The following is a 14,046-nucleotide window of genomic DNA, read 5'->3' on the forward strand; positions in this document are numbered from 1 at the left end:
GACAGTCGCGTCAGGAAACCTCGATGGTGACCACCGCGGGACCGGTAGCTGAGGCTTCGGCCGCCAGTCCGGTCTTCGAGGTGACGGCCCGGGAGACGCAGCACGCCATTTTCTCCGTGGCTTTCTTCTGCCGGGCGCTGTAGAAGACGTCGCGATGGTCGACGGCGCCCTCTAGCGCGAGGATCTTGACCTCGCAGAGCCCGCACTCGCCTTTGCGGCAATCGAACATCATGTCGGCACCAGCGTCCTCGAGGGCCTCCAACATCGAGCGGCCCGGACCCACCGGAACCTCCAACCCGAGCCCCGGGACCCTGACGATGAATTCCTCGGGGTCGTACCAACCACTGTTGCCAAACGTCTCAAAGCGGAGGTTCGGGTAGCTCAGCTCACGTTCCATCCAGGTCCGGCGTACCGCGTCCATAAGCCGGATAGGACCGCACATGTACAGTTCCGTGTCCTCGGTGGCCGAAGCTACGAGCTCATTCACGTCCAGGGGTGTGCCTTCGTCATCGATGTGCACCACCAGGTTCCCGCCGTGAAGCTGCCGTAATTCGTCCAGGTAGGCCATGGCCGCACGGCTGCGTCCGGCGTACACCAAGGTGTAGTCCGAGGCGAGGTTCCGCAGGACGCGGGCCATGTTGATGATCGCGGTGATGCCGATGCCACCGGCCAGGAGGATGTACCGCCGGGCGCCGATCCGGAGCGGGAAGTTCTGCAGGGGCTGGGTGATTTCCAGCTTCTCCCCCACCCGCAGCCCGTGGATGAACAGGGAACCGCCCCTGGTCAGGGGCGCTTTCCGCACGCTGATGACTAAGCGGGTGCCGTCGTCGCTGGACTCGACGATCGAATAGGAGCGCCGGTCCTTGTGTCCGTCGATCGTTACCATCACGTCGATATGCGAACCCGGTTCGGCCTTCCTCGGCAATGACGGTTCCAGCACGACCCGCCGGATGCCGGTGGCGATCGTTTGCACCTCGACAACTGTGCCCAGCTGCCAAACCTCGATATTTGTCGCTGCCATTACTGCACAACCGGAACCAGGCGGCCCTCGGACTCGAGCTGGCGCTCGATCAGCCGGCGCACCCACATTCCGCCGGCGTCGATGTTCAGGTTGTAGAACTCGTAGTCCGGGTTTGCATCGATAGCCGCTTGTTGCGCCGCGAGCATGGCCTCGTCCTCCCCGAACACCCCGTGCACGCTGTCGCGCAACTGCGTGGTGATGAGCTGGCTGTCCAGGCGGTAGTTGCGCATGAACGCCCAGAAGTAGTGGCAGGACGTATCGGACTCCGGCGTAATCGCGTTCATCACGAAGCCGTTGACACCTTGGCTGCGGTCACCTTCAAACGCACCCGTGCCGGCTTTGGCAACGCCGACGTCGATGTTGATCACCGACGGCGAACGGAAGGTGATGATCTGCCAGCGGTCCACTTTTCCCTCGAAGCCGGGAAACTTGTCACGGATGTTCTTGAGCCAGAACGGCGGCGCGTCAATGTTGAACATCCACCGGGCGACCGTCACGGTGCCGTCGTCGTGCGTTACCGTGAAGTCCGACTCACTGAGCTCTTCCTGGCCGATCGAGGAGGCGTGGACGAATTCCTCGTGCGTGAGGTCCATGAGGTTGTCCAGCACCAGCTGGAAGTTGCACGGCGCGTAGATGGTTTCGCCATCACCCGCCCACTGGTCCGAGTCCATTTGATGCATGTCCGGGACCAGCGCGGGGTCCGCCTTGGTGGGGTCGCCGAGCCACACCCAGACAAAGCGATGCCGCTCCACCACGGGGAAGGACGGAACCGTGGCGCTGGGGTTGATGGTCTCCTGCGCCGGCATCGACACGCAGCGCCCTGCCGAGTTATAGACGATGCCGTGGTACGGACATTGGATGCCGTCCTTCCCGACGGCCTTGCCCATCGATAAGGGAGCCAAGCGGTGCCAGCAAGCATCAGCCAAGGCCACCGCTTTGCCGTCCTCCGTGCGATACAGCGCCAAGGGCCGGCCAGCCACCGTGCGGGACATCGGCTTGCGGCCGACCTCCTTGTCCCACGCGGCAACGTACCAGACGTTGAGCGGGTAGCTGAGGACTTTGTTGGTGGTGGAGCTCTGCGTCCGGACTTCTGCCACGGTTCTTCCTTCCAGTCGCCGGACCGGCGTCGACTATGACACCGCCGGGGTAGTCTGTGGAATTCTTAAGTGCGCGCCTCTGCAGCCATCTATGGCCGTAGCTAGCGCAATGGATCACAGACTATCTATCTATATAGTTATTTGGCAAGAGTCGAAGAAGAAAAAGGAGCGGCCTTGAGCCTTCGCTATGCACTGTTGGCACTGCTTTCAGTGGAACCAATGACCGGTTATGAACTCTCCAAGCAGTTCGGCTCCTCGGTTGGCTACGTCTGGCATGCTCCGGATTCCCAGATCTACCCTGAACTGCGTCGCATGGAGAAGGACGGACTCCTCGCAGGAGAAGAGATCCCATGGGGTCCGCGCGGCAAGAAAACGCAATACCGGATAACCGAAGCCGGAGCCGCCGCATTCCGGGAGTGGATGAACAGCCCGCTGGAGTATTCCCGTGAGCGCGATCCGGCGCACCTGAAGGCCGCATACCTGGAGTGGGCCGACCCCGCCGCGGCGCGCGCCCAGATGCTGGCCCATATCGCCTACTACACGATGTGCCGCGGGCAGTGGGAGGAGAAAATCCACGAGCTGCAGACCGGCACCAACGCCATGTTGAACAAGCGGCTCGCCGCCATGCCCAAGCAGGACCACCGGCGCATCACGGCCTACAAAATCTTCACCTACGAGGGGTTGGTAGCCAAGGCCCAGACGGAGATTGACTGGGCGCGCAACGGGATCAAACTGATCGACTCGTTCGACGACAACTTCTGATCAGTCGCCAGGGATACCGGCGTACATCTCTATTGACAGATAGTGCTTTGCCTCACAAACTAGCTACTCATATAGATAGTTTTACTTTCCCGAGAGGCCTTGCATGGATATCAAGAGCGAGATCCGGAACTCACCGATGAGCCGGTTCCAAATCATGGCCGTGGCGGTATGCCTGGTCCTGATCATGATTGACGGGTTCGATGTGTTGGTGATGTCCTTCGCCGCGCCCGCGCTCTCCGCCGAATGGCACGTCCCGCCCATCCAGCTGGGTTATTTGCTCAGCGCCGGCTTGTTCGGAATGGCCATCGGCTCCGTCTTTCTTACGCCATTCGCAGACAGGATCGGCCGGCGCAGGCTGACCTTGCTGTGCCTGGCAATCATTTCCCTAGGCATGATCCTGTCGATCGTCACTGTGGACGTCGCACAGCTGATCGCGTGCCGCGTATTCACAGGTCTTGGCATCGGCGGAATGATCGCCAACCTCAGCGTTATCGTCTCCGAGTACTCATCGGACAAACGCCGCGGCCTGGCCATGGGCATCTTCTCGGCCGGCTATCCGATCGGCGGCTCCATCGGCGGAGCCATCGCTGGCCTCCTTATCGCAGGATACGGCTGGCGCGCCGCCTTTGCCTTCGGCGCCGCCATCAGTGTTGCCATGTTAATCGTCTGCTGGTTCACCTTGCCGGAGTCCCTGGAATACCTGGCGGAGAAGCGCCAAGCCGGTTCCCTTCCTCAAATGAACCGCATCCTGGTCAAAATGGGCCGCACACCGCTGACGGAACTGCCGGAAGCCGCACAAAGTGAAGCCCCGGATAGCGTGTTCAAGGAAGTGTTCGGACGCAAGATGCTGGCCCAGACCCTGTTGATGTGGCTGGGATACGCCTTCCTGATCGCGGCCTTCTACTTCGCCAACACCTGGACCCCCAAAATCCTGGCGGCCGCCACGGGAGACAATCAGGTTGGCGTCACCGCGGGAGTGCTGGTCAGTACCGGCGGCATCGTCGGGTCCATCGGATTCGGCATCGTCTCCACCTGGGTCAAGAGCCGTAGGCTGAACACGATCTGCCTGCTGCTCTCCGCCGCCGCCTACCTTGCTTTCGCCGGTTCCTTCGGCACCATTGGGGTGGCACTTGGTGTCGCCGTGCTTCTTGGCATGCTCACCAACTCGGGCGTCGCGGGTTATTACACGGTCGTGCCGCCCCTTTATTCCGCCAGGGCCCGTGCATCCGGCTTCGGCTGGATGATCGGAGTTGGACGCTTGATCTCGATCATCGCCCCGATCATGGTGGGATACCTGATCGACGCCGGGATGCCGCCGGTCACCATTTTCTACCTGTTTGCGATTCCACTGGTAGTTTCCGCGGGCTGCTGTGTGGCGTTGGGAGCCGTTCTGCGACGCAGCAGCCCGGAGCCACTCCCCGCGGCTACCGTCGCCACATAGCCCGCATTCGGAGACCAAGGATTGAGAAACCAGAAGATGGCCTTCCCGGCAGGGAAGGCCATCTTCTCCTGCTAGCCCCCGTCTCAGGGAGCCCATGTAATTACGGCACAGTCCGGTCCAAGAACAGGTACCACCCACTCTTAAGCCGCAAATTGTCCACCCCCTAAGATCCGGACTGGGCACCTAACCCGTTCTGTTCAGACAAAGGGGGACCCCATGCGGCTCCTGAGCGTACTTCCGTGGCGGCACCAAAGGCGGAACGCGCGGAACTCACCGTGGAGCTGGAAGGAGCCGGGCGCTTATGGCGCGTGGTTGCGCTGGAGCACTCTGGCGTCAACGGTATTGTTGATTGGCTTCTCCCTTGTTTACATCAACGTCCCTGCTCACGCGGCGCTCCCGAAGACCATCGTCAGCCTGACCTTCGACGACGGCAATGCCGATCAGCTCCCGGCCGAACAGTTACTGAAGTCGCTCGGATTGCACGGCACCTTCTTCATTACCACCAGCTGGATCGATAATCCGTCATGGCTCACCCGAGCCAACCTGAACAGCATCGCTGCGGACGGAAACGAGATCGGCGGCCACACCATCACCCACCCGGACCTCACCACGTTGTCCACTTCGGCAGCAACCAATGAGGTTTGCGGCGGCCGGACCACTCTTGCCAGCTGGGGGTTCAACGCCACCGATTTCGCCTACCCCTTCGCCGCCGAGAACTCTTCCGTCGAGCAGATCGTGAAGAATTGCGGTTTTGCCAGTGCGCGCAATTTGGGGGACATCCGTTCGCCCGCGAGTTGCTCGGGCTGCCCCTTCGCGGAAACCCTCCCCCCGGCCAATCCATACAACACAGCCGCGCCGGATGAAGTGGACAGCACATGGACGCTGCAGAACCTCGAGGACCTGGTGACCAACGCGGAACCGGGAGGGGGCTGGGTCCAGCTGACCTTCCACCACATCGCCGTCGGAACAGATCCCACGTTGACCATCGATCCCAATCTCTTCAAGACCTTTGTCACATGGCTGGCTGCGAGAACGGCCAACGGAACCACGTCGGTTCAAACGGTCGCCCAGGCCCTGGGCAATGCACCAACAGCGCCGACCGCGCCTGCCGCACCCGCTGGCGTGACCGCGACGGCGGGCAACGCTTCCGCGGTGGTGTCGTGGACGGCGCCGGCCAACGGGGGGTCCCCGATCACCTCCTACGCCGTGACCCCCCATGCCGGTTCCACCACCCTGGCTCCGGTCACGGTCTCCGGTAACCCGCCCGCGACAACGACGACCATCACCGGGCTCACCAACGGCACCGCGTACACCTTCACCGTGACGGCCACGAACGCCGTGGGAACGTCCGCGCCGTCTCCCGCGTCGGCACCGGTCACCCCGGCCGCGCCGACCGCGCCTGCCGCTCCCACGGGCGTGAGCGCGACGGCGGGCAACGCCTCGGCGGTGGTGTCCTGGACGGCGCCGGCGAACGGCGGGTCCCCGATCACCTCCTACGCGGTGACGCCCTCGTCCGGCGGCACCGCCCTGGCTCGGGTCACGGTCTCCGGTAACCCGCCCGCGACCAGCACCACCGTGACCGGGCTGAGCAACGGAACCGCCTACACCTTCACCGTGACCGCGACGAACGCCGTCGGAACATCCGCGCCGTCTCCCGCCTCGGCCCCGGTCACCCCGGCCGCGCCCGCTCCGGGCGTCGCCAACGGCGGGTTCGAGTCCGGACTGGCCTCCTGGACCACCGGCGGCGTCCGGGCACCGGTGGCCTCCACCACCGCACACACCGGCACCGGCTCCGCGCTCCTGGGCCTGGCCTCGGGGGCCGAGCCGCTCGGGGACAGTAGCCTGTCCCAGACCATCACGATGCCCGCCACCGGGACCTCCACCCTGTCCTTCTGGTACCAGCCCCACACCGCGGACGACACCTGCACCGGCACCACCTGCCGCTACGACTGGATGGAGGCACAAGTCCGCACCACGAGCGGCACGGTCCTGGCGAGCCTGTTCAAACTCAGCAGCAACTCCGGGACCTGGACCCAGCTCAGCGCGAACCTCTCGGCCTACAACGGGCAGAGCATCGTGCTCTGGTTCAACGTCCACCTCGACGGCGCCAGCCCCGCCGACGACACCTGGATGTACCTCGACGACGTCACCCTCACCAACACCCAGACAACCCCCACGGCCCCCGCCGCCCCCACCGCCGTGACGGCGGCCGCCGGGAACGCCTCCGCCACCGTGTCCTGGACCGCGCCGGCCAACGGCGGCTCCCCGATCACCTCCTACGCCGTCACCCCGCACACCGGCGCCACGACCCTGGCCCCGGTCACCGTCACCGGAAACCCGCCCGCCACCAGCACCACCGTCACCGGGCTGACTAACGGCACCGCCTACACCTTCACCGTCACCGCCACCAACGCCGTAGGCACCTCACCGGCCTCGGCCGCCTCCGCCCCGGTCACCCCCACCGGGACAACCACCACGACCATCACCAACGGCGGCTTCGAATCCGGGCTGGCCTCCTGGACCACCGGCGGCGTCAAGGCACCCGTGGCCTCCACCACCGCCCACACCGGCACCGGCTCCGCGCTCCTGGGCCTGGCCTCCGGAGCCGAGCCCCTCGGGGACAGCAGCCTGTCCCAGACCATCACCGTCCCCGCCACCGGAACCACCACCCTGTCCTTCTGGTACCAGCCCCACAGCGCCGAAGACCCCTGCACCGGCAACGCCTGCCCGTACGACTGGATGGAAGCACAAGCCCGCACCACCACCGGCACCACCCTGGCCAGCCTGTTCAAACTCTGCAACAACAACGGCACCTGGACCCAGCTCACCGCCGACCTCACCGCCTACAAAGGCCAGACCATCACCCTCTGGTTCAACGTCCACCTCGACGGCTCCAGCCCCGCCGACGACACCTGGATGTACCTCGACGACATCACCCTCACCAACCACTGAATCGTTGCTTGGACATCGTCGGATTCTGCTGGATCACTCTCTTCGCCGAAGATTCCGGTCCCGTGATTCCGCAGGGACGAAATTTGTCCATTCGGGTGATTGAGCAGAATCCGACATCGGAGCGAAGACGATTTCGCGAGGGACATGACGCGCCCGGGATTTACACACGTTTTGTCCTATAACCCTGTTTCCGCACCAGACGCCAAAAATCCCCGCCCTCTGCTGAGGACGGGGATTTTTGAGTAGCGCTCCTCCGACTGGACTTGAACCAGTAACCCTTCGATTAACAGTCGAATGCTCTGCCAATTGAGCTACGGAGGAATGAAGCGTGTACAAGCCTAACAAAGGGCTGCCGGGAAACGAAATCGGCGCCGGGTAAGGCTTCAGCTGTCCATACGGAGGGCGCGGCGCTGCATTTCCAGCTGCATGAGTTCCCGGTTGAGGCGTTGGAACTCCTCCGGCTGGGCAGAGGCATCCAGGCGCTGCAATTGGCCCATCTTGTCAGCCTTGACCCTGGTGATCTGTAGTTCGAAAAGCCGGGCCAGGATGTCGCGGCAGTAGCGTTGAAGTGCTTCGGGCGTGCTGGCCGGCAGCGGAACGACGGCAAGCTCGGAGACCAGGCCTTGGAGCGGTTCCGGAACCTCCCGGCGGATCCCTTCCACCCAGGCCACGGGGTCTTCCACGTGGGCGAGCCCCGCCGCCCGGACGGCCGTGTGTACCGCGGAGTAGGCCGGAGTGACGAAATGGCATGCCTCAAAACGTTCCCATGCCCCACCGCTAAGCGCAGCTTCGCCTCCCAGGACGGCAGGATTCTGGATGACCACTTCGAGGGCCTGCCGCTCCATGGCGGCGATGGGATCCCTGGGATCCGGGCGCATGAAGGCGATGGGAGCGGCCGACGGCGGTGCTCCCGCCGGCTGGCCGGCTTGGCCCGGCATCGTGCCCTGCCCGGCTGCCGGGGCTCCTGCTGTTCCCGCAGTTCCTAGGGTGCCCGCCGCGCCGGAAGCAGCCCGCTTGGCAGCCAGGCCCACGGCCCGGCTGACCTCCTCGATGGGCATGCCGAGCCAGCCCGCCAGCTCGCGGACATACGCCGGGCGGATGCCGGAATCACGGATCTGTGCCACTACGGGGGCCGACTCCCGCAGGGCTGCGACCCGGCCTTCCACGGTGTCCAGGTTGTGGCGTTTAAGGGAGGCCCTGATGGCGAATTCGAAGAGCGGCCGGCGGGTGCCGATCAGGTCCCGGACAGCCGCGTCCCCCTTGAGCTGGCGCAAATCGCAGGGATCGGCCCCGCTCGGTTCCACGGCCACGTAGGTCTGCGCAACGAAACGCTGGTCTTCCTCAAAGGCGCGGAGTGCCGCCTTCTGCCCGGCGGCGTCGCCGTCGAAGGTGAAGATGACCTCTCCCCCGGTGCCGTCGTCGGACAGCAAGCGGCGGGCGATCTTGATGTGGTCGGTACCGAAAGCCGTGCCGCACGTGGCCACCGCGGTACCGACTCCTGCAAGGTGGCAGGCCATGACGTCCGTGTACCCCTCCACCACCACCAGCTGCCGGTCCTTGGCGATGTTCCGTTTGGCGAGGTCGATCCCGTAGAGGACCTGGGACTTCTTGTAGAGCACGGTCTCCGGAGTGTTCAGGTATTTCGGGCCCTGGTCGTCCTCGTAGAGCTTGCGGGCTCCGAAGCCGATGGTGTCGCCGGCGATGTCCCGGATGGGCCAGATGAGCCTGCCCCGGAAGCGGTCGTAGATCCTCTGCTGGTTTCCGGGTCCCCCGGCGGAGAACATTCCCGTCAGCTTCAGCTCGGCGTCCGTGAAACCTCGCCCGCGGAGGTGTTTCAGGAGCGAGTCCCAACCTTGCGGCGCGTAGCCGACGCCGAACTGTTCGGCGGCGGTCCGGTCGAAGCCGCGGCCGTGGAGGAAATTGCGGCCCTCGGCGGCACCTGCGGTGAGCAGTTGCGCGCGGAAGAACTCGTCTGCGATCTTGTGGGCATCCAGCAGCCGTTGGCGTTTGCCGACCTCCTCGCGGTTGGGACCGGTGCCGCCGTCTTCATAGCGCAGCTCATAGCCGATCCGGGCTGCAAGCTTTTCCACGGCTTCGTGGAAGGAGCTGTGGTCCATCTTCTGGACGAAGGAGATGGCATCGCCGTCTTCACCGCAGCCGAAGCAATGGTACCGGCCTACCTGGGGACGGACAGTGAACGACGGCGACCGCTCGTCGTGGAAGGGACAGAGGCCTTTGAAGGTGCCCAGACCTGCGCCCTTGAGTGTGACGTAGCCGTCCACCACTTCCTTGATATCGGTGCGCTGGCGTACTTCGTCGATATCTTCACGTTTGATCAGGCCAGCCACGTCACCATCCTAGTCGCTCCGCGCGGACAGCCCCTGTGAGGACAGCCCTTGAGCGGGCCGACAGCCCGACGGTGGCCTACCAGAGCGACGGCAGGCTGCCCACCAGCCGTTCGTACATCGCGAGCGCCGAAGCGTCGGTCAGCGACGCAACCTGGTCGATGACGACGCGAAGCCGGGCGCCGTCGTCGGGGGCGTCCCGCCAGTCCGCAGCGAACATCGGCTCCAGGTGGCGGTCCCCTCTCGCATTGAGCACGCCCACTAAGGCGTGCAGGACTTCGCGCTGGCGCTCATAGACGGGCTGCCGGTGGTCGGTGGAGATGACGAACGTCGTGGCAAGGCCCTTCATGGCGGCGATCTCCGTGACGGTTTCCTCCGGGACCATGAGTTCGGCGCCGTAGCGGGTGAGGCGGTCCGGTCCGAAGCGGGCGCGCGTGGTCTCCAGGGCACTCTGGCAGAACCGGCCGATCAGCTGGCTCGTCATGTCCTTCAGCGCAGCCATCGACTTGCGGCTGCCGTCGGCCTCTCGGACCCACACGCTCGTGGCTTCGAGGCGGGCCAGGGCGGCATCGATTTCTGCGGGATCGTTGTGGGGCAGGTACCACTGCTTGGTGTACCCAACCACGCGGGCCCGGTGATCCGGATTGTCGAGCCACTTCAGCTGGAAATGGCCGGCAACGATGGCGTCCTCGACGTCGTGGACCGAGTACGAGATATCGTCGGCCAGGTCCATCACCTGGGCCTCTATGCAGGAGCGGTTGCCTGGCGCGCCGTCACGAAGCCACGCGAACACGGGCAGATCGTCCTCATAGGCACCGAATTTGCTGCTCCGCTGCCCGTGGATGACGGGGGCGTCGACGGCGGACCATGGGTACTTGGACGCGGCGTCGAGGCTGGCGCGGGTCAGGTTCAGTCCGGCGGGCCGGCCGTCGGCGGCAAGGACCTTGGGTTCAAGGCGGGTCAGGAGGCGCAGGGTCTGGGCGTTGCCTTCGAAGCCACCGATTCCGTGGGCTACCTCGTTGAGCGCGGATTCCCCGTTGTGGCCGAAAGGCGGGTGGCCAAGATCGTGGCTCAGGCATGCTGTGTCAACGACATCCGGATCGCAACCGAGGGCCCGGCCCAACTCGCGGCCCACCTGGGCCACTTCAAGGCTGTGCGTCAGGCGGGTGCGGACGAAGTCGTCGGTGTCCGGGGCCACCACCTGGGTCTTGGCCCCGAGCCGCCGGAGGGCCGAGGAATGCAGCACCCTTGCCCGGTCCCTCTCGAAGTCCGAGCGGTAGGTATTCTTCCGGGGTTCCTGGACCCAGCGTTCCGAGTCGGCCTCCACGTAGCCTGGAATGCCCGTTGCGTTTTCGGCCGGGCGTGCTGCAGACATCGCTTCAGTTCCCATGGGTATCTGCCTCCTCCGCTTGCCGTGCACCGGCGCCTGTTCAGCCGGTGCCTATGCAGCCAGTTTTCCACGACTCCGGCCGTGCGCGTGCACGCGGCGATCCATGCCGCGCTTTAGCCGCCTGAGACGTCGAGCTCGGCTGCGGCGATATCGCGCGTCTGATCCGCATCCATCTGCCGGCTGAGCAGCCAGTCCTTGGGCAAGGCCGGCTTCTTGGGGGAACCTGCGCGTCCGCGCGGACCCTCCGAGTCGACGCCGGGGTACGGCAGGTCCATGTCCAGTTGGTCCAGGAGTTCGCGGAGGACCTCGAGGGTCGGCACGGTGGCCAGTTTGGCGCGCAGCTCCCCGCCCACCACATAGCCCTTGAAGTACCAGGCCATGTGCTTGCGGATCTCGCGCAGCGCCTTGTACTCGTCGTTGCCGAATGTTTCGATCATGAGTTCGGCGTGGCGGTAGACGCCGTCGGCCACCTCGCGCAGGCCCGGACGGTGGCGCTGATCGCTTCCTTCAAACGCGGCCTGGAGGTCACCGAAGAGCCACGGGCGGCCTTGGCAGCCGCGGCCCACCACAACTCCGTCGATCCCGGTTTCGCGCACCATGCGTACTGCGTCTTCGGCGGACCAGATATCGCCGTTGCCGAGGACGGGAATGTCCGGGAGGGCTTCGCGCAGCCGTGCGATGGCGGACCAGTCGGCCTGGCCGGAGTAGAACTGCGCGGCCGTGCGGCCGTGGAGCGCGACGGCGGCAACGCCGGAATCGCGGGCGATGCGGCCGGCGTCAAGGTATGTGAGGTGGTCCTCGTCAATGCCCTTGCGCATCTTGATGGTCAGCGGGATATCGCCCTTGGAGGCTTCCTTGACGGCGGTCTGGACGATCGAGGTGAAAAGGTCGATCTTCCAGGGAAGGGCCGATCCGCCGCCGCGCCGGGTGACCTTGGGCACAGGACAGCCGAAGTTGAGGTCGATGTGGTCCGCCCGGTCTTCTTCGACGAGCATGCGTACGGCCTGGCCCACGGTGACCGGGTCCACGCCGTACAACTGCACGGAACGGACCTTTTCGTCGTCGTCGTGCGAGATGATGCGCAACGATTCCGGCGTGCGCTCCACCAGCGCACGGGAGGTCACCATCTCCGCAACGTACAGACCGCCGCCGTATTCACGGCACAGGCGGCGGAAGGCCGAGTTGGTGATCCCGGCCATCGGCGCGAGGATCACGGGGGTGTCTACGGTGATCGGGCCGAGCTGCAGCGGGGGCAGTTCGAGCTTGGGCGAGGGGGGCGTTGCTACTACAGTCACCGGTCCATTGTCTCAGACTGGAGCTTGCCGAATACGTGGGTGCGGGCCGACAGCTACGGCCCGGAACGCAGCGCCCGGCCCGCACCCACGTTCTCAAGGCGGGAGGTAGTTCCGCACGGTCCCTTCGGAAAGCATCGCCGACTTCGCGATATCGGCCACCGTTCCGCCGTCGGACGCTGCCTTGAGCACCTCCCCCTCGCGTTCGGTCAACGGACTGTCCCCGGCGGTCAAAGATTCAGCGGCGAGCACGGGATCCACCACCCTGAGCCCCTGGTGGACGCGGCGCACCGCTTCGGCCAATTGCCGCGCGGGCGTGTCCTTGACGACGAATCCGGAGGCACCGGCCTGCATGGCACGCTTGAGGTAGCCGGGCCGACCGAACGTGGTCACCATGAGGACCCGGCACGACGGCGCGGCCCGCCGCACGGCCGCAGCCGCGCTGATCCCGTCCAGGCCCGGCATCTCGACGTCGAGCATCGCCACATCGGCGGAGTGCTCGACGACGGCGGCCGCCACCCCTGTCCCGTCGCCCAGTTCAGCGACCACCTCGATGTCCTGCTCCAGTCCCAGCAAAGCCGCCAGTGCCCCGCGCACGAGCGCCTGGTCGTCCGCGATCACCAATCGGATGCTCATACCTGCACCGCCAATCTGAACCCTCCCAGGTCACTCGGGCCAACGCTGACCGTTCCCCCGGCGGCAACCACGCGTTCGCGGATCCCGGCCAGTCCGTTCCCGGAGCGGCCCCCGGAGGCCGGGCCGACGCCGTCGTCCTCCACCAGAACGCTCGACGCCGTCAACCGGACGCGGCAGCGCGCCGCACCGGAGTGCCGCACAACGTTGGTGACGCCTTCGCGCAGGACCCAGCCAAAAAGCTCCCGGTGCCGCGCCGGAACCTGCTCCACGGTTCCCGGCAATTCGGCGTCGATCCCGGCGGATTCCAATGCCGTCCGGGCAACAGCGAGCTCGGCCAGGACATTGACTCCGCGGTACCCTGCCACTGTGGCCCGGACGTCGGCGAGCGCACCGCGGGCCAAATCCTGGACCGCGGAGATCTCGGCGGCCGCCCGGTCCCGGGCAGGGTAGTCGCCGGGGACGGTGTCCAGCATCCTCCCGGCCAGCTCGGCTTTCACGGCAATCACCGTCAGGGAGTGCCCCAGGATGTCGTGCATGTCCCGGGCCACCCGGCTGCGTTCAGCGCCACGGCGGCGTCGGCCAGTTCAGTCTGTGCTTCCCGGAGCCGTGCGGTCTGCCGGATCAGCCGCGCGAAGGCGGACATCATGAGGCCGAGGGACAAGATGATCCCGGCCTGGAGCAAGGCCTGCTCCCCGTTGCCCGTCACCAGCTGGGTGCAGAAAGAGGCGAGGGACAAGGCGACGATGAGGAAGAAATCGGCGCGCTGCGGAAGGGACGTCATCGCGATGGCGCAGGCGAGGAACGTCCAGGTCCACAAGGCCTCCCTTCCGATGATGAGGATCATCAGCCCGTTCAGCGCCAGCAGGACACAGACGGACACGATGCCCGCCCGGACGCCCAGGCGCCAACTGATGTGCGGCAGGAAGACGTAGGCTGCGAAGAACACGATCAGGGACGCCGAAGCCGCCGCTTTCCAGGCCAGCGGCTCGTCCACGGACCACACGATGTTCCACGTCGGCCACGCCCAGAGCAGGATGGAAAGTCCCGCGCCGATGAACCAGCCTCGTGGCCCGGGGCCGCGGAACATGGCGTTGCTGGTCATGGTGCCTA

The 14,046-nt window shown here is 65.4% G+C and carries 11 protein-coding genes and 1 tRNA gene; 3 read left to right on the forward strand and 9 right to left on the reverse strand.

The genetic code is table 11. The annotated features are described in order from the left end of the window. Positions 1-10: 10 nt before the first annotated feature. Both AB0O52_RS01010 and AB0O52_RS01015 read right to left on the reverse strand, forming a co-directional pair. Positions 11-1,021: a PDR/VanB family oxidoreductase gene (locus AB0O52_RS01010; RefSeq protein WP_364532068.1), complete on the reverse strand. Its 1,011-nt coding sequence runs from the start codon at positions 1,019-1,021 to the stop codon at positions 11-13. Then, complete coding sequence (locus AB0O52_RS01015) at positions 1,021-2,118, reverse strand: aromatic ring-hydroxylating dioxygenase subunit alpha (RefSeq protein WP_364532071.1); 1,098 nt, start codon at positions 2,116-2,118, stop codon at positions 1,021-1,023. Before AB0O52_RS01015 ends, AB0O52_RS01010 begins: the two co-directional genes overlap by 1 nt. Positions 2,119-2,292: 174 nt before the next feature. Here AB0O52_RS01015 and AB0O52_RS01020 point away from each other — a divergent pair, with 174 nt between their 5' ends. From AB0O52_RS01020 to AB0O52_RS01030, 3 genes are all read left to right on the forward strand, one after another. Continuing rightward, entirely contained in the window at positions 2,293-2,880 is a 588-nt protein-coding gene (locus tag AB0O52_RS01020; protein WP_306862842.1) for a PadR family transcriptional regulator, read from the forward strand. A gap of 103 nt (positions 2,881-2,983) precedes the next feature. Further along, positions 2,984-4,321 carry an MFS transporter gene (locus AB0O52_RS01025; protein ID WP_364532074.1) on the forward strand — a complete coding sequence of 446 codons (1,338 nt, stop codon included), beginning with the start codon at positions 2,984-2,986 and terminating at the stop codon, positions 4,319-4,321. A 216-nt stretch (positions 4,322-4,537) separates the two neighbouring features. Next, positions 4,538-7,273: a fibronectin type III domain-containing protein gene (locus tag AB0O52_RS01030; protein WP_364532077.1), complete on the forward strand. Its 2,736-nt coding sequence runs from the start codon at positions 4,538-4,540 to the stop codon at positions 7,271-7,273. Positions 7,274-7,521: 248 nt separating this feature from the next. Here AB0O52_RS01030 and AB0O52_RS01035 read toward each other — a convergent pair. The 7 genes from AB0O52_RS01035 to AB0O52_RS01065 all read right to left on the reverse strand — a co-directional run bounded on the left by AB0O52_RS01035 (position 7,522) and on the right by AB0O52_RS01065 (position 14,038). Next, positions 7,522-7,594 (reverse strand) — tRNA-Asn (locus AB0O52_RS01035). Between the two features lie 62 nt (positions 7,595-7,656). Then, complete coding sequence (gene dnaG, locus AB0O52_RS01040) at positions 7,657-9,621, reverse strand: DNA primase (protein ID WP_364532080.1); 1,965 nt, start codon at positions 9,619-9,621, stop codon at positions 7,657-7,659. Between the two features lie 76 nt (positions 9,622-9,697). Then, a complete protein-coding gene (locus AB0O52_RS01045) occupies positions 9,698-10,993 on the reverse strand; it encodes a deoxyguanosinetriphosphate triphosphohydrolase (RefSeq protein WP_364532682.1) in 1,296 nt (431 codons plus the stop codon). Positions 10,994-11,121: 128 nt separating this feature from the next. Next, positions 11,122-12,303, reverse strand: coding sequence for a tRNA dihydrouridine synthase DusB (gene dusB / locus AB0O52_RS01050; protein ID WP_364532083.1), 1,182 nt, complete (start codon positions 12,301-12,303; stop codon positions 11,122-11,124). 93 nt (positions 12,304-12,396) lie between these two features. Then, positions 12,397-12,936, reverse strand: coding sequence for a response regulator transcription factor (locus AB0O52_RS01055; RefSeq protein ID WP_364532086.1), 540 nt, complete (start codon positions 12,934-12,936; stop codon positions 12,397-12,399). Then, positions 12,933-13,472, reverse strand: a complete 540-nt coding sequence (locus AB0O52_RS01060; protein WP_364532089.1) for a histidine kinase — start codon at positions 13,470-13,472, stop codon at positions 12,933-12,935. Before AB0O52_RS01060 ends, AB0O52_RS01055 begins: the two co-directional genes overlap by 4 nt. Continuing rightward, a complete protein-coding gene (locus AB0O52_RS01065; protein WP_364532092.1) occupies positions 13,445-14,038 on the reverse strand; it encodes a hypothetical protein in 594 nt (197 codons plus the stop codon). Before AB0O52_RS01065 ends, AB0O52_RS01060 begins: the two co-directional genes overlap by 28 nt. Positions 14,039-14,046: the final 8 nt, after the last annotated feature.

The sequence above is a fragment of the Arthrobacter sp. NPDC080073 genome, from assembly GCF_040686575.1.
Classification (GTDB): domain Bacteria; phylum Actinomycetota; class Actinomycetes; order Actinomycetales; family Micrococcaceae; genus Arthrobacter.

Excerpts from the sequence above, each read along its gene's own strand:
- AB0O52_RS01030 (WP_364532077.1), top strand. The coding sequence starts at position 4,538 with ATGCGGCTCCTGAGCGTACTTCCGTGGCGGCACCAAAGGCGGAACGCG.
- AB0O52_RS01010 (WP_364532068.1), bottom strand. The coding sequence starts at position 1,021 with ATGGCAGCGACAAATATCGAGGTTTGGCAGCTGGGCACAGTTGTCGAG.
- AB0O52_RS01055 (WP_364532086.1), bottom strand. The coding sequence starts at position 12,936 with ATGAGCATCCGATTGGTGATCGCGGACGACCAGGCGCTCGTGCGCGGG.
- AB0O52_RS01065 (WP_364532092.1), bottom strand. The coding sequence starts at position 14,038 with ATGACCAGCAACGCCATGTTCCGCGGCCCCGGGCCACGAGGCTGGTTC.
- AB0O52_RS01060 (WP_364532089.1), bottom strand. The coding sequence starts at position 13,472 with ATGCACGACATCCTGGGGCACTCCCTGACGGTGATTGCCGTGAAAGCC.
- AB0O52_RS01045 (WP_364532682.1), bottom strand. The coding sequence starts at position 10,993 with ATGTCTGCAGCACGCCCGGCCGAAAACGCAACGGGCATTCCAGGCTAC.
- AB0O52_RS01025 (WP_364532074.1), top strand. The coding sequence starts at position 2,984 with ATGGATATCAAGAGCGAGATCCGGAACTCACCGATGAGCCGGTTCCAA.